Origin of the sequence: Marvinbryantia formatexigens DSM 14469 (assembly GCF_025148285.1) — a bacterium.
GTDB classification, from domain to species: domain Bacteria; phylum Bacillota; class Clostridia; order Lachnospirales; family Lachnospiraceae; genus Marvinbryantia; species Marvinbryantia formatexigens.
In genome coordinates this window covers 2,047,850-2,067,643 of record NZ_CP102268.1, presented here as the reverse complement: position 1 = coordinate 2,067,643, position 19,794 = coordinate 2,047,850, and the positions used below count along the sequence as shown (strand labels likewise).

Annotated in this window: 20 protein-coding genes and 1 tRNA gene; 1 reads left to right on the top strand and 20 read right to left on the bottom strand. The window is 43.0% G+C overall.

All coding sequences use genetic code 11. The features are described from left to right. Positions 1–109: 109 nt before the first annotated feature. The 12 genes from NQ534_RS09885 to NQ534_RS09830 form a co-directional block, all read right to left on the bottom strand. The gene (locus tag NQ534_RS09885; RefSeq protein WP_006863929.1) at positions 110–466 is read right to left on the bottom strand and encodes an RNA polymerase sigma factor; all 357 of its coding nucleotides are present in this window, start codon (positions 464–466) and stop codon (positions 110–112) included. Positions 467–958: 492 nt separating this feature from the next. Next, entirely contained in the window at positions 959–1,096 is a 138-nt protein-coding gene (locus tag NQ534_RS09880; protein WP_006863931.1) for a hypothetical protein, read from the bottom strand. A gap of 2 nt (positions 1,097–1,098) precedes the next feature. After that, a complete protein-coding gene (locus tag NQ534_RS09875; protein ID WP_006863932.1) occupies positions 1,099–3,123 on the bottom strand; it encodes an FtsX-like permease family protein in 2,025 nt (674 codons plus the stop codon). Then, a complete protein-coding gene (locus NQ534_RS09870) occupies positions 3,110–3,880 on the bottom strand; it encodes an ABC transporter ATP-binding protein (RefSeq protein WP_006863933.1) in 771 nt (256 codons plus the stop codon). The genes NQ534_RS09875 and NQ534_RS09870 overlap by 14 nt, the downstream gene beginning before the upstream one ends. Before the next feature lie 118 nt (positions 3,881–3,998). Continuing rightward, entirely contained in the window at positions 3,999–5,012 is a 1,014-nt protein-coding gene (locus tag NQ534_RS09865) for a sensor histidine kinase (RefSeq protein WP_006863934.1), read from the bottom strand. Further along, positions 5,009–5,671 carry a response regulator transcription factor gene (locus NQ534_RS09860; RefSeq protein WP_006863935.1) on the bottom strand — a complete coding sequence of 221 codons (663 nt, stop codon included), beginning with the start codon at positions 5,669–5,671 and terminating at the stop codon, positions 5,009–5,011. The genes NQ534_RS09865 and NQ534_RS09860 overlap by 4 nt, the downstream gene beginning before the upstream one ends. A 117-nt stretch (positions 5,672–5,788) precedes the next feature. Then, positions 5,789–5,862: transfer RNA gene (locus NQ534_RS09855), tRNA-Arg, on the bottom strand. A gap of 139 nt (positions 5,863–6,001) precedes the next feature. Further along, positions 6,002–6,877, bottom strand: coding sequence for a DUF3881 family protein (locus NQ534_RS09850; protein ID WP_006863936.1), 876 nt, complete (start codon positions 6,875–6,877; stop codon positions 6,002–6,004). Between the two features lie 9 nt (positions 6,878–6,886). Then, positions 6,887–8,176 carry a serine--tRNA ligase gene (serS, locus tag NQ534_RS09845; RefSeq protein WP_006863937.1) on the bottom strand — a complete coding sequence of 430 codons (1,290 nt, stop codon included), beginning with the start codon at positions 8,174–8,176 and terminating at the stop codon, positions 6,887–6,889. 114 nt (positions 8,177–8,290) lie between these two features. After that, complete coding sequence (locus NQ534_RS09840) at positions 8,291–8,800, bottom strand: DUF4446 family protein (RefSeq protein ID WP_006863938.1); 510 nt, start codon at positions 8,798–8,800, stop codon at positions 8,291–8,293. 25 nt (positions 8,801–8,825) lie between these two features. Continuing rightward, complete coding sequence (locus tag NQ534_RS09835) at positions 8,826–9,734, bottom strand: ParB/RepB/Spo0J family partition protein (RefSeq protein ID WP_006863939.1); 909 nt, start codon at positions 9,732–9,734, stop codon at positions 8,826–8,828. Beyond that, positions 9,725–10,501, bottom strand: a complete 777-nt coding sequence (locus tag NQ534_RS09830; protein ID WP_006863940.1) for a ParA family protein — start codon at positions 10,499–10,501, stop codon at positions 9,725–9,727. Before NQ534_RS09830 ends, NQ534_RS09835 begins: the two co-directional genes overlap by 10 nt. Positions 10,502–10,871: 370 nt before the next feature. On the opposite strand from NQ534_RS09830, the gene NQ534_RS09825 reads away from it, so the two are divergent. Next, entirely contained in the window at positions 10,872–11,816 is a 945-nt protein-coding gene (locus NQ534_RS09825) for an alpha/beta fold hydrolase (protein WP_143115855.1), read from the top strand. Positions 11,817–11,968: 152 nt separating this feature from the next. On the opposite strand, the gene rsmG is transcribed toward NQ534_RS09825, so the two are convergent. The 8 genes from rsmG to rpmH form a co-directional block, all read right to left on the bottom strand. After that, complete coding sequence (rsmG, locus tag NQ534_RS09820) at positions 11,969–12,724, bottom strand: 16S rRNA (guanine(527)-N(7))-methyltransferase RsmG (protein ID WP_143115857.1); 756 nt, start codon at positions 12,722–12,724, stop codon at positions 11,969–11,971. A gap of 186 nt (positions 12,725–12,910) precedes the next feature. Beyond that, on the bottom strand, positions 12,911–14,794 hold the full coding sequence (gene mnmG, locus NQ534_RS09815) for a tRNA uridine-5-carboxymethylaminomethyl(34) synthesis enzyme MnmG (protein ID WP_006863943.1): 1,884 nt from the start codon (positions 14,792–14,794) through the stop codon (positions 12,911–12,913). An 83-nt stretch (positions 14,795–14,877) separates the two neighbouring features. Further along, the gene (gene mnmE, locus NQ534_RS09810) at positions 14,878–16,251 is read right to left on the bottom strand and encodes a tRNA uridine-5-carboxymethylaminomethyl(34) synthesis GTPase MnmE (RefSeq protein WP_040784978.1); all 1,374 of its coding nucleotides are present in this window, start codon (positions 16,249–16,251) and stop codon (positions 14,878–14,880) included. A 186-nt stretch (positions 16,252–16,437) separates the two neighbouring features. Beyond that, the gene (gene jag / locus NQ534_RS09805) at positions 16,438–17,391 is read right to left on the bottom strand and encodes an RNA-binding cell elongation regulator Jag/EloR (protein WP_006863946.1); all 954 of its coding nucleotides are present in this window, start codon (positions 17,389–17,391) and stop codon (positions 16,438–16,440) included. A gap of 14 nt (positions 17,392–17,405) precedes the next feature. Continuing rightward, on the bottom strand, positions 17,406–18,689 hold the full coding sequence (locus NQ534_RS09800) for a YidC/Oxa1 family membrane protein insertase (RefSeq protein ID WP_006863947.1): 1,284 nt from the start codon (positions 18,687–18,689) through the stop codon (positions 17,406–17,408). A gap of 5 nt (positions 18,690–18,694) precedes the next feature. Next, positions 18,695–18,937: a membrane protein insertion efficiency factor YidD gene (gene yidD / locus NQ534_RS09795; RefSeq protein ID WP_006863948.1), complete on the bottom strand. Its 243-nt coding sequence runs from the start codon at positions 18,935–18,937 to the stop codon at positions 18,695–18,697. After that, positions 18,934–19,290: a ribonuclease P protein component gene (gene rnpA, locus NQ534_RS09790; RefSeq protein WP_006863949.1), complete on the bottom strand. Its 357-nt coding sequence runs from the start codon at positions 19,288–19,290 to the stop codon at positions 18,934–18,936. The genes yidD and rnpA overlap by 4 nt, the downstream gene beginning before the upstream one ends. 76 nt (positions 19,291–19,366) lie before the next feature. After that, a complete protein-coding gene (rpmH, locus tag NQ534_RS09785) occupies positions 19,367–19,501 on the bottom strand; it encodes a 50S ribosomal protein L34 (protein ID WP_006863950.1) in 135 nt (44 codons plus the stop codon). Positions 19,502–19,794: the final 293 nt, after the last annotated feature.

The following is a 19,794-nucleotide window of genomic DNA, read 5'->3' as shown; positions in this document are numbered from 1 at the left end:
CGGTTGTCAAGGAACAGTCCCCGTTTTCGCCACACAAAGGAAAACTGGATGAGAAGATTTTGTCCTCTCACCCAGTAGCCGATGGGAAACCGTCAAATTCCCCTCTGTTTCAAACATTTTTTAATTTTTCTTTGAGCCTGTCCATCCGCCTATATACAGACTTCTCCGTTATGCCGAGCTGCAAAGCAATTTCACGATAGCTAAAACCCTGTATCTTCAGCAGCGCGGCTTGTATGGTAAGCCTGTCCACTTTAATCAAGATTTCATAAAGACGGTCATTTTCGATGCTGTCCAGAAAATCATCAACCGTTTTTACTTCGGATTGTGGGTCACTCTCTGCAACTTCCTCAAGGTATGTACCTGTATCCTGCTGCTTCTCATAGTACCGCCTGTCGGACTTGAAGATAGCCCAATCATATATACGGAGCCTTTCAATGGTATCTTCATCGACACCCAGGCTCCGCATCTGCTTTTCCTCGGCTTCTTTCCAGAGCCGTCATTTCTTTTCTTCTCTGGCTTTGTTGTAAGCCATAATCCTTTACCTCCAATCTGAATTTTTTGAAAATCCAGATTGGTCGGGGGAGAACGGCAGTGCAGTAAAATATGAGCAAAATGAAATACGCCTGTCCATAAAATACTGGCAGACGCAAAGGAATTATAAAAAGTAATTAGATGATTTGACAGTTCATATATAAGGGTAGAAATGACCCCGGCAGTGGTCAGAATTTTTTTAACAGGCAGAAAGGTGTCGTACTTTGTCGATACGCTCTATATATCACGGCGGCTACCTCCATTAGCCGCCGTTTTTACGGTGTTAGGGTCGTCGTAGACTGCCGATAGGCAAAAAGAAGCGGCGGCTCTGAAAATCAAAGCCGCCGGAATTTAAAAATGACGTGTGAAAATACCTCTGCTCTGCGACGGCTTTTTTTCTTTTGCCGTCGTCCGGCAGATGTTTTGATTATTTATCTTTTTTGTGTTTCTTGATAATGTGAATTACAATCAACAGGATTACAATCAACGCAACACCGCCAAACAGCGGAAGCCATGTGTCAGTAATACTTTGCCAGACGGCACTCCAATTTACATTTTCCGGCATAATTACACCTCCAATTCTTTAAGTTGTTTTTCGATAACCATATGTTTACAAGACAGGTAGGTGGTTATAAAATATCCACCATACACAATTAAAAACATCAGTATCGTAACGCCAATATTGGTAGAAATGTGCATATTCAAAAATTCTTCTACTATTGCTGTAATCTTCCCAATCCCAAAAGCCGAGAATATTCCTGCAAGCAGAAGTGGTGTGATGAAAAAAACTGCAATCTGTTTAAATAGTGTCCCTAAAAGTAATTTGCTGTCCGTACCAAGTTTTTGTAACAAGCCATATCTATAAACATTATCTGCGGTTTCTGTCAACTGCTTTAACGATAGTAATGCAGCGCATATCAGCAGGAAAACAAGTCCAATGTATGAACAGAGAAAGACAAGCAAAGCACAGGAACCATAGTACATACTGTTCATCATAATTTTTTCACTGTAACGATACCCCTCGGTTTCCCATTCCAATCCAATCGGTATCATTTTCTGCAATACTTCATCTGAATTTGTATCTGCTTTGTATTGCACTAATAAAATATTTACATCTTTCGCCAGTGAAGCCGCTATATAATCTGGAATGATAAGCGTACCCCTGTCATTGTTTCCTACCGATGTCATGTAGTAGGTTTCATGGAGCGATTGCTTCTCCTGCGCATATAGGGCTACCCCATTTATTATAATTTCTTTACCAGACTGCAAAAATGTATCAATATATTGTAATGTGCCGTCATAATTACAGTTTATGAGAAATTTATTATTTTCAAGTGTTACAGCGTCTTTTCCCTGTGCCGCCAAAGAGCGGTTATAATCTGAAATGGAAATCACACTAACACCTGTTTGTGGAATGGAAGAATCAATCGGCCACAAATCCACATCCTGTCCCTCAAAAAGATTTCCATAGGTTATCTCCGATTCGTAAAGGCTTATTTGCGCCGTGTTCTCAGCATAACTGCCAATATCTACATTTCTTGAATTAAGATATTCGGCAATGTCCGTATCTCCCGAAACATCAACATCCGCAATCACATTCAAGTCAAAAGGAAGAGCGGCTTTAGAAGCCTCATTCATTGTTAATGCGGAGCTTATTCCCACGGATATACCGCAAATGGAAACCGTCAGTAAACCGCATACCACGGTCATAGTCAGAAAGTTTGTTTGTATTCTGCTTCCAATCTGCCTGCTTAAAAAAGTGTTTAATCCTTTCAGATAAACAATTTTTTTTGCCTGTATTGCTGTAAGCAACAACGCTGAAGCAGAAAAGAAAAAGAGTGCTGTACCAACCGCCAATAGAACTATAGCAATTTGAAACCAATGATTTTCACGACTTGGAAGTATCCCATATCGTTGAATAATTATAGCGGAAGAAACAATACACAGGACGGACAGCAGAGTTAATAATATCTGTGCAGGTTTATTTTTCAAAGCCATGCTTTCATTCTTCCGGCTGGCAGTCAAGAGGTCGATTAGCTTAACAGTAGAAACGGTACGAACATTAAAAACCATGACAATCAGAAATATCAAAGCAAAACAACCGATTGTCTTTTTTAAAGCACTCATGGAAAAAATAAGCTGAAATTCGCTCATGTCTACCGCAAATAAACGTAAGGAAAATAAGGATAAACCCTGTGAGAGTAAAAGCCCAAATATAAGACCAAAAACAAGTGAAACAACTCCTACACACAAGGTTTCTCCGGCAAAAATCCGCGATATTTTCCCTTTTTCCATTCCTAACAGCGTATAAATCCCCAGTTCCTTTTTCCTGCGTTTCAGCAAAAACTGATTTGCATACAGGATAAGAAAGGCAAGCACAACAGCAACTATAACGGATAATGCAGAAAGCAATATTCCTAACTGGTCTGAAAGCAGTTGTTTTGTCGCGTCAAGGTTTTGTAATGCCGGTTGTGTCTGAATGGAATTAAACGCATAAAACATACTGACCGAAATCATTAACGTGAGGAAATATATCATATAATCCTGCAAATTTTTTCGTACATTGCGAAAAATCAATTTACCTCCCGTCATTTATCTCACCTCCCAAAACAGAAATGACCTCCATGATTTCATCAAAAAACGCTTTCCGCGTTCTTGTCCCGCGTTGGATTTCATTGAAAATTTTTCCGTCCTTTATAAAGAGAATACGGCGGCAATAACTGGCTGTAACGGAATCATGTGTTACCATTAAAATTGTCGCGGAAAGTTTTTGGTTTAATTCTTCCAGCATGGTCAGGAGAATTTTTGAAGAATGGGAATCCAAAGCTCCCGTCGGTTCATCAGCTAAGACAAGAGCAGGATTTGTAACCATTGCGCGGGCAGCGGCTACGCGCTGTTGCTGCCCTCCCGACATTTGATAAGGGTATTTTTTCAATACTTCTGTAATATTCAGTGCAGCAGCAATCTTTTTTACCCTCTGGTCAATTTCTTTTGCTTTTATGCCGGAAATAGAAAGGGCAAGGGAAATATTTTCATATGCGGTCAGCGTATCAAGTAAATTAAAATCCTGAAAGATAAAACCAAGTTTTTCACGCCGGAAAGCGGACAACTGCTTGCCGCGTAATAAGGTAATATCTTTTCCTGCTACAAATATTTTTCCACTGGTTACGGTGTCGATTGTAGAGATACAATTAAGCAGCGTAGTTTTTCCAGAACCAGACGCACCCATAATACCGACAAATTCGCCTTTTCCAACAGAAAAAGAAATATGATTCACTGCCTTTGTGATATTCCCCCTGTTCCCATAATATTTTTGAATATCAGAAACCTCTAATATAGGTGTGTTCATAAAATCCGCTCCTTTCTTTTAGACTATTGTACTTCCGGCAAATAAAAAGCGCCATTAAATCAGATTACATTTACATTACCAAAATGTAAGTTTTCTCCAAAGACAATGAGCAGACATTTTATGCCTGCTCAAAATAAAAGTGGTCTTTTGGGAAAGTGATTTTTATTGTTGTTCCGCATTGTAAGTTGCTGGCTGCGGATATTTCCATATTCATTTTATCACACAACTTCCGGCACAAGTACAACCCTATTCCTGTTGATTTTTTATATTTTCGTCCATTTTCGCCTGTAAATCCTTTATCAAAGATACGCGGAATATCTGCGGCGGCAATACCAATCCCATTATCAGAGATTGAAAGGCAGCAACCACCGTCAAAAGCCGTTCCCTCAAAAGTAAGCAGCAATCCTCCATTGGTATATTTTACAGAGTTAGCTATAATCTGTCCTACAATGAATACGCACCATTTCCGGTCAGCAAAAACCGGAATATCCAGATTTTCAAATACCGGCTTTCCTCCCGCTGTAATAATCTGCTTGGAGTAATTTTTTACTGCTTCATGCACTAATACTTTCAAAGTTGTCTTTTCTATTTTGAAATCTTTTTCTAAAGCCGTACTCCTTGCATAGAAAAGAGCCTGTTCTACAAAATGGTCTATTTTGTTCAATTCATCATCTATGCGTATTGTAGAAATATTTTTATCATTTTCAATAATTAAATGTGCGGAAGTAATAGGCGTTTTTATTTCATGCACCCACATTTCAACATATTCCCGGTATTCTTGATTAGCTGCGTATGCTTCTGCCAGTTTATCATTCATATGTTTATTTGTGTGACGGAGAATTTGAAACAAAAGTTTCCCATCAAGAAAACCCGGCTTTTCTACAAGTTCCGCTAATAGTGTCTTATCGTCCAATTTATCGAATAAAGTCCATAAGGCATGATAATACTTTCTTTTTCTTGCGTAATCCCATAAAAGGGAAAGAAGAAAAGAAATACAAAATATCACTTCAACAAGGACAATAAATTCATTTCTCAATTCCACTATCCAGAGAATCCCCGCAGAAAAGATAACTGCTGTAAAGAATGCAATAATAGAGAAAATTCGGTCAAGCAGATAATCTGTCAGTTTCATACCCGATACCCCAATCCACGCTTTGTTTCCAGATAATCAGACGCACCTATTTGAGATAATTTTTTTCGCAAACGTACAATATTCACATTTAATGTATTCTCATCTATAAACTCGTCGCTTTGCCATAGCTCGTCAATAATTGCGTCCCTCGGTATGATGTTACCTTTATTTACAGTCAGAAGCCGCAATATTCCCATTTCATTTTTTGTTAAGTCAATTTCTTTATCACCGTAAGAAGCCGTAGCTTTCAACAGGTTAATCGTCACTCCCTTATGTATAAGAACAGAATTAGCCTGTACTTCATAAGTCCGCTTCAAAATTTTTTGAATACGCGCAATCAATACCTGTGCATTATAAGGCTTCGATATAAAATCATCCGCGCCAATATTTAGGCTCATTAGTTCGTCAAAGTCTGTATCTCTGCTTGTCAAAACAATAATCGGAATCTCGGATTGCTTTCTAATTTCACGACATATCGTATACCCATCTTGATAGGGCAAATTTATGTCTAAGAGTATAAGGTTAGCTTCCGAATCTAAAATGTGTTTCGTTATATGTTCAAAGTCCGTACTGCTTTCGTGAGAATATCCGTATTTTTCAATCAGAACAGATAATTCCTTGCGAATATCCGCTTCATCTTCAACAATAAATATTTTCAATTATCATTTACCTCCCGTTTTCTTTTGTCGAACCATCCCCCTATGGTAAGGGGTAAAATTAGAAAAAGAAAAACGCCAAAAACTCTGGAACCCCAGTGTTTTCGGCATTTCTATAAGCGTCGCTAAGAGGATTTGAACCTCCGGCCTACCGCTTAGGAGGCGGTCGCTCTATCCAACTGAGCTATAGCGACATTTCAACCGATGAAAACATACCTGTTTTCATCGGTTTCGTAACATATCCATTTTACATTCTTTTAAGCTTCAGTGCAACCCTTTTTTCCGGTTTATTGCATTATTTTTATGAACGCCATCCCAGAGGCTTGGCTTACATCACACAAAGTTAATATTGCCCTGCAGCCAGACCTCGCCCTTAAAGCGACGTCCGACATCCGGCTCGCCCATGAGGTCCGCCTCATTAATACATACATCCATAGACATATTGTTGCACAAAAGATTCATCTGATAGAGATATTCCTTTGTTCTTTTATTTCTGATTTTCTCGACTGACTGAATTTCTCCCATAATCTGATAACGGTCGCATTCCATACCGGAGGGCATAAAAAAGGTTTCTACAATGCTGAATACATCCTCGGTCATAATGCGCCGCGACACCATATTATATGTGTCCATATCCTCCAGTGTCAGACTTTCAATAGCGTTTTCATCCCCGTTTCTGGCAGCCGCAATCAGATGACTGCGCGTGCTTGTCGCTTCCATATCAAGCAGCGCCTGGTTGGGACTTTTCTGGATTGGAAGAAGGATTCTCCCCTCAGAAGCCAGCGCCGTGAATGAAACACTCACATTGCCGTTTTTCATGCTGCTCTGCATCGCTTCTTTCTGATACCGGGCGGCATTTGACACATAAAAAATAATCGTCGTGCCGATTCTGGTATCCTCGCACACACCGGCAAAAGAATCCTTATCCGTATGCTTTTCGACCGTGAGGTCCGCATAACTGCTAACCGTATCTGTCCTGTAATATGGAAAATAATAATCCATATGGAATCCGTTTTCATCCATTTCTCCGCAGACAACAATTCCACAGTGCGGAGCAAATTCCTTTACATATTCCACAAACGCATTGCCGTTTTCCAGACGGACAGCATTGCGGACATCACAGGACGCACAGACTTCCTTTATCAGGTCGTCTGCGTGTTTCCTGTTAATAATATTGCTGAATCCAATGGAACGCATAAAGCTGTGCATAATATTTCCTCAATGTTTCGGTACAATTTTTTCAATTCCGCCCATATACATCTGAAGCGCCTTCGGAATATTTACACTTCCGTCCTCGTTCAGGTTATTCTCCAGGAATGCAATCAGCATACGCGGCGGAGCAACAACAGTATTATTCAAAGTATGCGCAAGATATTTCTTTCCGTCCTCACCCTTTACGCGGATGCCGAGACGGCGCGCCTGCGCATCGCCGAGATTGGAGCAGCTTCCCACTTCAAAATATTTTTTCTGACGCGGAGACCATGCTTCCACATCACAGGATTTCACCTTCAGGTCCGCCAGATCTCCGGAGCAGCATTCCAGAGTACGTACCGGAATATCCAGAGAACGGAACAGATCCACCGTATTCTGCCAGAGCTTATCATACCACATCATGCTGTCCTCTGGTTTGCAGACAACAATCATTTCCTGTTTTTCAAACTGATGGATGCGGTAAACGCCGCGCTCCTCGATGCCATGTGCTCCTTTTTCCTTGCGGAAGCACGGAGAATAGCTTGTCAGCGTTTTCGGCAGCTCTGCCTCCGGCGTCAGAGAATCAATAAACTTACCAATCATGGAGTGCTCGCTCGTACCAATCAGATACAAATCTTCACCCTCAATCTTATACATCATGGATTCCATTTCTGCAAAGCTCATAACACCGGTAACTACCTTGCTGCGGATCATGAACGGCGGAACACAGTACGTAAATCCGCGGTTAATCATGAAATCTCTCGCATAGGAAATCACGGCAGAATGAATGCGCGCGATATCGCCCATCAGATAATAAAATCCGTTTCCGGCAACTTCACGGGCAGCATCCAGGTCGATTCCGTCAAAACGTTCCATAATTTCTGTGTGATATGGAATTTCAAAATCCGGTACGACCGGTTCACCAAACTTTTCGATTTCCACATTTTCGCTGTCATCTTTTCCAATCGGAACAGACGGGTCGATGATATTCGGGATAACCATCATAATTCTTCTGATATTCTCTTCTACTTCCTTCTCCTCCTGGGAAAGCGCTTCCACCTGACCTGCCTGTGCGGCAACCTGTTTCTTGATTTCTTCCGCTTTCTCTCTCTTTCCCTGACCCATCAATGCGCCGATCTGCTTGGAAAGCTTGTTGCGGTTTGCACGCAGCGCCTCCACCTCATTTTTAATCTCGCGGTTTCTTTTATCAAGCGCGATTACTTCATCTACCATCGGCAGCTTTTGGTCCTGGAACTTATTGCGGATATTCTGCTTTACAATCTCCGGATTCTCTCTCAAAAATTTAATATCTAACATTTTCCCTGCTCCTTATCTGTTTACATAATTTTTAAATAATATCATTATCTGATTAACATAATTATCTGCCAGCATAACCATCTGATTAACATAATATTTCCAGTTTATGCTGTTTTAATCGACGTACTGATTTACTGCCTGCCGCAGCGCTTCTTTTTCTTCTTCCCCAAGAACGATATAGGATTCGCCCTTTACAATTTCCTTAATATACGTATAACAGCCCTCTCTGCTGTGAATCGCGTTCAGCACAAATCCGCTGTTTTCCTGGTCCAGCATGGCAAGTGCAAAACTCAGCTTTCCGCCCATTTCCTTAAATGCATCGTATTTTACGATTGCTGTTTTATTCAGCGTATGAAGCTGGATTTCTTTGAGCTGACGGATTTCTTCCATATGATTCTTACTGGATTCCAGCAGCATATCAATATCATTGATATTCCGCAGGATAGTCTTTTCCAGTGAAATTCCGTCTTTTCCCTTCATAAAGCTTTTGTATTTCTTCATAAAACGATTCAATTTAAATGAATTTTTTATCTGAAGAACCAAAAGTATGATAATCATAATCATCATCAGGATAATAATTATTCCTGGGTCGATAATTAGATTGTTCAAAATCGAATTCTCCATATCTACACTCCTTATCCCCTGTATTCTATGCTTTCAGCGATTCCATCATTTCCACAATCCGTTCCAGCTCCTCATTGGAATAATATTCGATTGTGATTTTCCCCTTATTATTAGCTCTGTGGTCTACTGTAACCTTTGTGCCGAGAATCGCTTTTATTTTTTCTTCGATGTCTTTATATATAAAACTGTTTGCAGGCTCCTCCTTTACTTTTTCCGGTTTTTTGTTCTGAAGAAGCTTCACCAGTTTCTCCGTATCCCGCACGCTCATTTTTTCGTCAAAGATTTTGACAGCCGCCACGTACTGTTCTTCCTTATCTTCAAGACCAAGCAGTGCGCGCGCATGACCGGTGGAAATCATATCGTCGATTACCATCTGCTGGACACGGTCGTCCAGCTTCAGGAGACGGAGAGAATTTGTAACCGTTGTGCGGCTCTTTGAAACTTTTTCTGCGACTTCATCCTGCTTCAGATGATATTCCTCTAAAAGTCGTTTATACGCCTGTGCTTCCTCAATCGGATTCAAATCTTCTCTCTGGATATTTTCAATCAGAGAAATCTCCATAACTTCCTGCGGATTATATTCTCTGATAATGACCGGTATTTTTTTTACACCCGCTTTTTTTGCAGCACGCCACCGCCTTTCCCCGGCGATAATTTCATAATGGTCATCCCTTTTCTGAACAATCAGCGGCTGTATGACGCCAAACTGTTTTATGGATTCGGATAGCTCCAGAAGAGCATCCTCATCGAAATTTTTCCGGGGCTGCTGTCTGTTTGGTTCTACCTCGGAAATCTTTAATTCCTGGACGCCGTCTTTTGCCGGAATCACCGCAGCTGCATGATTATTTTCTTTTCGAAGCGGAACAGTTTTCTTAGAGTCTGACGGTATCAGAACATCAAGACCTTTTCCCAATCCAGTTTTCTTTACTGCCATTCTTCCTCTCCTCTATGTATTACTTCCTCCGCCAGAAGACGATAGCTCTCAGCTCCCGCCGATTTTGTGTCGTACAGTGTAATCGGCATTCCATGACTTGGCGCTTCCGCAAGACGGACATTTCTTGGAATGATTGTTTTATAAATTGTCTGCTGGAGATTGCTTTTTACGTTTTCCACAACCTGAAGAGAAAGATTTGTACGTGCGTCATACATCGTAAATACAACTCCCTCCATTTCCAGATTAGGATTCAGACGTTCCTGGACGAGATTAATTGTATGAATCAACTGTGAAAGTCCTTCCAGCGCATAATATTCGCACTGAATCGGAACTAAAACAGTATCCGCTGCGCACATAGAATTAATCGTCAGAATATTCAAAGACGGAGGGCAGTCAATAATTACAAAATCATACTGATTCCGGACAGGCTCCAACGCCTTTTGCAGAATAAATTCTTTTTCCTCTTCGCCTATCAGCTCTATTTCTGCCGCAGCAAGGTCAATATTCGATGCCAGTAAATCCAGCCCCTCTACAACACTTTTCTGCAGACATTCCTTCACCTCTGTCTCCCCAAGAAGCAGCTCGTATGTGGTTTTTTCTATTTCGTCCTTATCCACACCCAGTCCGCTTGTCATGTTTCCCTGCGGGTCCATATCAATCGCAAGAACCTTTTTTCCTGCTTCCGCAAGACACGCTGACAGATTAATTGCGGTGGTAGTCTTCCCTACACCACCCTTCTGATTGGCAACTACGATTACTCGTCCCATATTATTATCCCCTTTTTAAGTACAGCCAAAATGCTATAAAAGAGTATAGCACATTTTCTTTTATAAATCTATATTATAATTTGATGTTTCACGTGAAACTTTTATAAACATTATAACAGTCCAGCCAAGCTGCCCTGTCACCTGCAAAAATCCATTTAGAATCACTTCGTTCGCAGTAACAAATTCATTTATGTTTCACGTGAAACATCTGGCAGACGTGATACAAGTGTTATACTGCTCACTCTGTTCGCAGTAACCAACTGTTGCCCATTCACAAAAAAATAATAAACTGTGGCTTGCATCCGCTGTTTATTTCGTTTATACTTATTCTATAGAAGTTATATACAATTAAAAAGGGGTGATGTTTCACGTGAAACGTAGACTGGAAAAATTGATGAAACTGACTATCTGGGTTTCTATTGCCATGTATCTTGCCAATAAATTTGTGGAATCTTCAGCAACCTTCCGTCATTTATTAAGGGTAAAAAAAGACAGCTTTTATAAATGGCGTCATGGGAAAATTTATTATACAAAAACCGGAAGTGGTTCTCCTCTGCTTCTCATTCATGATTTACATCCGGCATCTTCACAGCAGGAATGGTCGAAGATTATTGAGCCTCTCTCCAAAGACCATACTGTTTATGCAATCGACCTGTTAGGATGCGGTCGCTCTGAAAAACCGCAGCTTACTTCATACTGCAATTATTTATTTGTACAGCTTATCAATGATTTTATTCACGATGTAATAAAAGAAAAAACAGATGTTTATGCGACAGGGAAATCCGGCTCTTTCGTTATTATGGCTGCAAACATGCACTCCGATATTATCAATGAAATTACACTTGTAAATCCGGAGAGCTTTGGAAGGCTGGCAGTGCTTCCCGATTTCCGTTCAAAAATTGTGAAAACAGCGCTGCATCTTCCGCTTTTTGGAACCTTCCTTTATTACCAGCTTGTAAGCCGCAACCAGATTGAATACCAGTTTACGGAAAAGTATTATTATAATCCTTTCCATCTGGAGGATAAGACAATCTTTACATATTACGAAGCGGCACATACCTCGCAGAGCGGCGGACGGCATTTGCTGGCAGCCATATCTTCCAATTACATGAATTTTGATATCAGAAATGCTTTTCCGAAGCTGACAAATCCGGTTCATCTGATATTTGGAAGAGAGCTTCCCGACGCTGAACAGATAGCAGAGGCTTATCAGAAAGCAAACAAACATACCACCTGTTCCTTTGTGGAAAAAACAAAAATGCTTCCGCAGTTAGAAGCGCCGAAAGCATTTATCAGTTCTGTTACAGATATTTAAAAGAAAAAGAAATCCACATATTCTTCCTGTTTCTGGAAAATATGTGGATTTCTCTATATCATAATGTTCAGGTTACCCTAAAGAACTAGCTACTCGGTCACAATCTGCAGGCATCATATTCAAGGCGTTTGACCCCAACATCATATTATTCTTTATAATGGCTCTTTTGCGGGAAGTCCTGCTTTTCTGGGATATTTTTTTGGCGTAGACTTTTCCTTGCGGATAACAACCAGCGCTCTCTCCCCGGCATCTGTCAACATAAACCTGCATACTTTCTCGACTTTTCCACCAAGCAGCGAAACTGCCCGCCTTGCAGCATCCAGCTCCTCCTCAACTTTTCCGGATTTATAAGAGATAAACAGATTGTTCTTTTTTGTATATGGTATACAATATTCGCTCAATGATGAAAGATTGGCAACTGCTCTGGATACACAGAGATCAAAGCTTTCACGATACTTCTCCTGCCTCGCAAAATCCTCCGCCCTGCCATGAATTGCAGATATATCTTCCAGACCAAGCTCCTCCGTCACATGATTCAAAAACTTTACTCTTTTCCCCAGGGAATCGAGTAAAACCACCTTCAAATGTGGATAACTTATTTTTAACGGAATTCCCGGAAAGCCTGCTCCTGTCCCGACATCCATCAGCGTGTGGATTTTTGTCATATCCACTGTCTTCACAATCGACAGACTGTCCAGAAAATGTTTTTTCAACACTTCCTCATGCTCCGTAATTGCCGTCAGATTCATAAGCGAATTCCACTTTATCAAAAGTTCATAATACTTCTCAAATTGCAGGAGCTGTTTTTGTGATAAGTCAATCCCCATCTCCCTGCAGTCATCTGCAAATTGTTCCAAACCGTATATATTATCTGATTTATTTATTATTTTTCCTTTATTTTCATGCATTATTTTATTTTCTAATTCATGTTCTGTCATATATCAATCCGCTCTCTTCTATTTCCCGTTTTCCGCGTTTCTGGTCCGTGTTTCATCTCAGTCATTGCCAGGCAAATACTACTATCCCCCGGCAACCCGCAATCCTGCCTAATATTCACATATTAAGGGATATACATCCCACTCGACTCCCATATACTAAAGCTTCGCATAGCCGGATTTCAGATAAACCAGAAGAACGGAGATATCCGCCGGTGAAACACCGGATATCCGGGAAGCCTGTCCCAGCGATACCGGACGGTACATTTCCAGCTTCTGCTGCGCCTCTATGCAAAGCCCGTGAATATCCCGGTAATTAATATCTTCCGGTATTTTCCTGTTTTCGAGCTTTTTAAAATGCTCCACCTGCTTCATCTGGCGTGTGATATAGCCATCATACTTTATGTTGATATTCACCTGCTCCGCCACCCCGCGCAGAAGCTGCGGGCGGTCCGGGTCGAGCGCAGCGAGCATATCATAATCCAGCTCCGGTCTGCGAATCAGCTCGCCGAGAGTCGTACCCGTTTTCAGCGGCGTGCTTCCATGCTGCTGCAGAAATTCCTGGACATTATCCACAGCGCCGATTTTCAGCTTTTCCACACGATCCGTCTCTTCCTCAATTTGTTTTTTCTTGTCTAATAGTATATTGTATACAGTATCCGGTATTAATCCAAACTCATGTCCCAGCGGTGTCAGTCTCAAATCCGCATTATCCTGCCTCAGAAGCAGACGGTATTCCGAGCGCGAGGTCATCATACGATACGGCTCCCGGTTCTCCTTTGTCACCAGATCATCTATCAGAACCCCGATATACGATTCGGAGCGGTCGAAAATCACCTGCTCTCTGCCAAGCGTTTTCATGGCGGCGTTAATGCCCGCAGCCAGTCCCTGCGCCGCCGCCTCCTCATAACCGGAGCTTCCGTTAAACTGTCCGCCGCTGAACAATCCGGAAATCTTCTTAAATTCCAGCGTTGGATAAAGCTGTCTGGAATCAATGCAGTCGTACTCGATCGCATAGGCGTTCCGCACAATTTCCGCCTTTTCCAGTCCCGGCACCGAACGGTACATCGCCACCTGGACATCCTCCGGCAGAGAGCTGGACATGCCGCCCACATACATTTCGTTCGTGTAGCGTCCCTCCGGCTCAATAAACACTTGATGCCTGTTCTTATCCGCGAATTTAACCACTTTATCCTCTATAGACGGGCAATAACGCGGACCTGTCCCCTCGATCATGCCGGAATACAGCGGGGACCTGTCGAGATTTTCCCTTATAATCTCATGCGTTTTTTCATTTGTATAGGTCAGCCAGCAGGAAACCTGGTCAATCTGCACCTCTTCCGGGTCTGTCGAAAAAGAAAACGGCACAACTCTCTCATCGCCATACTGCTCTTCCATCTTTGAATAATCAATCGTCCGTCCGTCAATACGCGCCGGTGTTCCCGTTTTAAACCGGTACATCGCGATGCCATGCTCCTTCAGGGAATCCGTCAGATGATTTGCCGCCTGCAGACCATTCGGTCCGGTGTAATTGCTCACATCCCCATAAATGCAGCGCGCCCGCAGATAGGTGCCGGTACACAGAATACACGCCCTGCAGTAATAAACGGCGCCGGAGAATGTTTTTACTCCCTTCAGCGTTCCGTCCTGCACGATAATCTCCGTAACCTCCGCCTGCTTAATCGTCAGATGCTCTGTGTTCTCAAGAGTTTTTCGCATCTGGTAGCTGTAATCCTTCTTATCCGCCTGCGCGCGCAGGGAATGTACCGCCGGTCCCTTCGACTTATTCAGCATTTTCGACTGAATAAAGGTCTTATCAATATTTTTCCCCATTTCACCGCCGAGCGCGTCAATTTCCCTTACCAGATGTCCCTTGGAGCTGCCGCCGATATTCGGGTTGCAGGGCATGAGTGCAATACTGTCAACACTCACGGTAAACATTATGGTTTCAAGACCAAGCCGTGCGCAGGCAAGCGCCGCCTCGCAGCCGGCATGTCCGGCGCCAACCACCACAATATCCGTATATACCTCAATATTTTTCATACTCTGCCCCTTTCCGCCCTGTTCATTTCCGGAAAACAATATAATCGTGCCTGTTCCCCTTAAAATTCATTTTAATCCGCTCTTTATTTTCCCATACAAAAGCGTCCGAATATTTCATTGATCAAATCCTCGCCGACCGATTCGCCGGTAATATTTCCAAGCTCCTCATAAGCGCTCATAAGGTCGATGGAAAAGAAATCCTCCGGCATCTGCATGGCAATGCTCTCCTCCACCCTGCAGAGGCTCTCCAGCGCCGCCTCCAGCGCCGCCTTCTGCCGCATATTCGTAATATAAACCTCATCATTAAAGGAAATCTTACCCTCATAAAACATTTCCTTAATGGTATTTTCCAGAATATCTATGCCGGATTCTTCCTTTGCGGAAACCGGAATGACCGGTTTATTGAGAATTTCTCTTATCTGCTCCTCCGATGTGACGACCTCCAGATCCATCTTGTTCAGCAGAACGATCACCTTTTTCTCACGGATTTTGTCCATAATCCGGATATCATTTTCATCAAGACCTGTCGCCGCGTCCGCAACATATAAAATCAGATCCGCATCCTCTGCATATGCCAGCGCCTTTTCCACCCCGATTTTTTCCACAGTATCCTGCGTATCGCGGATGCCCGCCGTATCAATAATCTGCAGACTGACGCCGTGAATCTGGATTTCCTCCTCCAGCGTATCCCTGGTGGTACCGGCAATCTCCGTCACGATTGCCCGCTCCTCTCCCAGAAGTACATTCAGAAGAGAAGATTTTCCGGCGTTCGGCTTTCCGACGATCACGGTACGGATACCCTCGCGGATACGTTTTCCGTTCTCCGCGGACGCGATCAGCTTTTCCAGCTCCTCCTTCATCGGGCGTATCTGCTCCTGCAGCCTCTCCGGATATTCGTCCAGACTGATATGCTCCGGGTCATCCAGCGCTGATTCGATAAACGCCACCTCATAGATAATCTTTTCACGCAGCGCGCGGATTACCTTTAAGACAGAGCCCTTCAGCTGGCTGACGGAGCTTTTCAGCGCATATTCATTCTTCGCCTGGATAACATCGATAACCGCCTCCGCCTGTGATAAATCGATTCTGCCGTTTAAAAATGCTCTCTTCGTAAATTCTCCGGGCTCCGCCAGTCTGGCGCCCGATTTTACAGCAAGCTCCAGAATCCGCTTCATGGCGTAAACGCCGCCGTGACAGTTTATCTCCACCGTATCCTCGGCAGTAAAGCTTCTCGGCGCGCGCATCAGCATCACGAGCACCTCATCGATGATTTCCGAGCCGTCCGCGATAAAGCCGTACTGAATCGTATGGGAGGGCATATCGGACAGACGTTTCCCGGATTTTGCCCGGTACATCCTGTCGGCGACCGCAAAGGCATCCGTCCCGCTTATCCGCACGATGCCGATACCGGAGCTGGTCATGCCGGTGGAAATTGCCGCTATCGTATCAGTATTCATAAACATCCTCCGCTATTATAATGAGCCTGCGACATACGGTCCAGGGAAGCCTGCCGGAGAGCTCTTCTGCCGTACATCCCCTATGATACACAGGGGATGCGTCCCTGCACACCGGATTCCGGCAGACAAAAACACATCCCCCTTTTTTCATACTGCTCACTCCGTTCGCAGTATCTCAAATCTTACTCAGGATTTGTCGCGGTTATTGTTTCTCTTTAATGTCACAACCACCTTGCGGTAGGGCTCTTCTCCCTCGCTGTGCGTTGTCACATACGGGTCATTCTGAAGCGCAGAATGGATAATCCTTCTCTCATACGGATTCATCGGCTCCAGGAATACCGGTCTTCTGGTTCTCTTTACCTTAAATGCAACGTTTCTTGCCAGATTCTCCAGCGTTTCCTTTCTGCGGCTGCGGTAATTTTCCGTATCCACCTTCACGCGCGTATAACCGGACCTTCCCTTGTTTACCACAAGACTTGTCAGATACTGGAGAGAATCCAGGGTCTGTCCGCGTTTTCCAATCAGGACGCCCATTTCATCGCCGGAAAGCTCCACGTTCAGCACCTCATCCGCATATGTGGTTTCCACACCAACCTCCATATCGATGGATGCAAACACATCTTTTAAGAATTTTTCCGCCCTGTTCTTTACTTCCTCCTGTTCCTGGGGAGTAAGCACAGCAACTCTGCGCTCATGCCGCTCTTCCCGGTCCGTCTCCTCCATAACAGGCGAAACTTCCGCAGCGGTCTCTTCCTTCTTTACCGGTTTTCTCTCTTCCTGGAATACCTCCGGCTCTCTTACTTCTCTCGTTTCTTTTCTTTCTTCCTTCTTTTCACCGCGGAATTCCTTATATTCTCTCTTTGTTTCTTTGTAATCTCTCTTAAATTCTTTTTTCTCTCTCTTGTATTCCCGTTTTTCCGTTTTTTTCGGTGCTTCCGCAATATCTTCCTTCAGAATATCTTCTACGGCTACCTTCTTTCTCGCCCGGATAACGGCTTTCTTTCCGCCAAATCCGAAGAAACCGGAGGTTCCTTCTTCAATGACCTCATACTCAATATTATCACGAAAAGTCTCTAACTGAAGGGATGCTTCCAGAATCGCATCCTGCACGGTTTTTGCAGTTACAGTAATAAAATCCATGATAAAACCTCCCTCTACTTCTTCTTTTTATTGTTCTTCTCATTGTATTGCTCCACCATTCGCGCTTTTGCAGCAATACTTCCCGGTTTCGCAGAGGTATTATTGTAATACTCCGTCGATTTTTTGATGTTTTCCAGACGTTTTTCGTCCTTCGCTTTTGCAGCCTCTTCGTCTTCCACAACCGGATTCTTCAGGTTCTTAAGGTTTGCTTTTGCCTGACCGCTGATTCTGTCGGGCGGAAGCCCCTGTTTTGCACGCTTTTCGTTGTATTTTTCCAGATTCTTCTTTACGAGCTCATCCACATCAATCTTGCTCACCTGTCTGTTTACGATAACCTGGATAACACAGCGCACTACGGAACCAGCCACCCAGTAAATACCGATACCTACGGAAAACGTAAAGCAGAAAAATACCGACATCAGCGGCATAATGGTATTCATGGTCTTTAAAGAGCTGGTCATGGTATTTTCTTCTGTACCCGTATTGCTGCTCTGCTGCGGCGTCAGCTTTGTGCTCAGAAACTGCGTAAGACCCGCCAGAATGGGGATTGCAAGCGCAACAATAATCGCCAGAAAATCCTTTTCACTCCATCCGGTCTGGATGATGGACATCGGAGAATCCGCGATATTGATTCCAAGGAAATAATTAATGTGTCTTACGTTTTCTGCCGTGCTGTTTATAACATCCGCTATACCTGGAAATTTATCCGCAAGCTCGGTCCAGTTTGCCGGTGTAAAATTATAAAGCACATCTATAATCGTATCCGCCACAAAACCGGATTTTTCAAAATCCACTCTTCCCTGCGAAGCATACTGCGTCAGAAATTCCTGCGCGCCGCTCGTAGTGAGCAGCTTGTTTACAAGCTCGGTGTAGATATTATACACGCTGCTGATGTATCCGGGAATCTTCCAGATAACCTGGTACATGGCAAGCAGAATCGGAAACTGGATAAGCAGCGGCAGACACTGTCCGGACATGGAAATGCCGTACTTTGCATAGAGCGCCTGCTGTTCCTCATACATCTTCATCTGGGATGCCTGGTCGGTCTTGTTTTTATATTTCTTCTGCAGGGCCTGGATTTCCGGATTCGCGACCTGCATCATTTTCGATGATTTCTGTGTTTTAATCGTCATCGGAAGCAGAAGCAGATTGACGATTACGGTAAACAGGATGATACAGATACCGATATTCTGTATGCCCAATGCCCCGTCCAGAAACAAATAAATGCCATTCATTATAAAACCGAGTACCGTCGCAAACGGTCCTATAATAAATGCATTACTTTTTGTAAGTAACATGTTTTTCAATCTTTTTTCCTCCTGAAAGATAAAAATTCCTCCGGAACAGGGTCAATTCCTCCATGTGAAAAAGGATTACATCTTAAAATCCGCCACCCGGCCAGAATACTTCCTTTGATTGCCCCATGCTTCTGAATCGCCTCCAGACCATACTGGGAACAGGTGGGATAATAAGGACAGTGCACTCTCTTTAACGGAGATAAATACTTTTGATACAAACGAATCAGCCAGATTAATATTGTTTTCATATCTCTTCTATTTTTTCTTCAATCAGCACCCTGTGCAGTTTTCCGAGATGCATCAGCGCGCTCTCTATTTCACGATAACCCTTTTCCTTTGCCGCCGGTCTTACAATTACAACAAAATCGAACCCGCCCTGAAAAGCAGATTCATTCAGACGATAACTTTCTCTTACCAGTCTTGTCATGCGATGTCTAACTACACTGTTCCCCACTTTTTTGCTTACAGATATTCCCAGGCGATTCCTGGTTCCAGCATTCTGTAACGCATACATGATTAAATATTTGTTTGCATAGGATTTTCCCTGACGGTAAACATTCTGAAAATCCCGGTTCTTTTTTAACGACTCTGAAAATATCATATTCCTCTAGCTCATATCAGATTTTTGATATGAAATGCGCCCGAAGAGATTTCGGGCGCCATCATCCTGTTTTCATTTACGCGGATAATACTTTTCTTCCTTTTGCTCTTCTTGCAGAAAGAACCTTTCTTCCGCCCGCTGTTTTCATTCTGGCACGGAATCCGTGAACTTTTGATCTGGATCTCTTCTTCGGCTGAAATGTCATTTTCATAACTTACTGCACCTCCTTTTTTCTACCACATCTCTATACATACTGGTAATTTTTCTTACGGGGTAGGTTTAAACATCATTTCAATTATATTCACTAAAAAGCCGATAGTCAAGCAAAAAATCTGCAAAAATCGAACTCTTAGTTCTCCACAGGATTATCCCATTCTGCCCACACAATGTGCAAAACTTTTGCGGTTGACGTAATGTTATCCACATTTGGTTGATAAGTTGTTGATAACTTCTGGATTCTCTGTGTAAATCTGGTGATTACTTTTTAAGATTGCAGTATTTCCG

Coding starts and splice junctions, on each gene's coding strand:
- NQ534_RS09850 (WP_006863936.1), bottom strand. CDS start 6,877: ATGCACAGCTTTATGCGTTCCATTGGATTCAGCAATATTATTAACAGG.
- NQ534_RS09880 (WP_006863931.1), bottom strand. CDS start 1,096: ATGCCGGAAAATGTAAATTGGAGTGCCGTCTGGCAAAGTATTACTGAC.
- rpmH (WP_006863950.1), bottom strand. CDS start 19,501: ATGAAAATGACATTTCAGCCGAAGAAGAGATCCAGATCAAAAGTTCAC.
- NQ534_RS09870 (WP_006863933.1), bottom strand. CDS start 3,880: ATGAACACACCTATATTAGAGGTTTCTGATATTCAAAAATATTATGGG.
- NQ534_RS09865 (WP_006863934.1), bottom strand. CDS start 5,012: ATGAAACTGACAGATTATCTGCTTGACCGAATTTTCTCTATTATTGCA.
- NQ534_RS09800 (WP_006863947.1), bottom strand. CDS start 18,689: ATGTTACTTACAAAAAGTAATGCATTTATTATAGGACCGTTTGCGACG.
- NQ534_RS09830 (WP_006863940.1), bottom strand. CDS start 10,501: ATGGGACGAGTAATCGTAGTTGCCAATCAGAAGGGTGGTGTAGGGAAG.
- rnpA (WP_006863949.1), bottom strand. CDS start 19,290: ATGATATTTTCAGAGTCGTTAAAAAAGAACCGGGATTTTCAGAATGTT.
- mnmE (WP_040784978.1), bottom strand. CDS start 16,251: ATGAATACTGATACGATAGCGGCAATTTCCACCGGCATGACCAGCTCC.
- NQ534_RS09835 (WP_006863939.1), bottom strand. CDS start 9,734: ATGGCAGTAAAGAAAACTGGATTGGGAAAAGGTCTTGATGTTCTGATA.
- NQ534_RS09875 (WP_006863932.1), bottom strand. CDS start 3,123: ATGACGGGAGGTAAATTGATTTTTCGCAATGTACGAAAAAATTTGCAG.
- jag (WP_006863946.1), bottom strand. CDS start 17,391: ATGGATTTTATTACTGTAACTGCAAAAACCGTGCAGGATGCGATTCTG.
- NQ534_RS09885 (WP_006863929.1), bottom strand. CDS start 466: ATGCGGAGCCTGGGTGTCGATGAAGATACCATTGAAAGGCTCCGTATA.
- yidD (WP_006863948.1), bottom strand. CDS start 18,937: ATGAAAACAATATTAATCTGGCTGATTCGTTTGTATCAAAAGTATTTA.
- serS (WP_006863937.1), bottom strand. CDS start 8,176: ATGTTAGATATTAAATTTTTGAGAGAGAATCCGGAGATTGTAAAGCAG.
- rsmG (WP_143115857.1), bottom strand. CDS start 12,724: ATGCATGAAAATAAAGGAAAAATAATAAATAAATCAGATAATATATAC.
- mnmG (WP_006863943.1), bottom strand. CDS start 14,794: ATGAAAAATATTGAGGTATATACGGATATTGTGGTGGTTGGCGCCGGA.
- NQ534_RS09840 (WP_006863938.1), bottom strand. CDS start 8,800: ATGGAGAATTCGATTTTGAACAATCTAATTATCGACCCAGGAATAATT.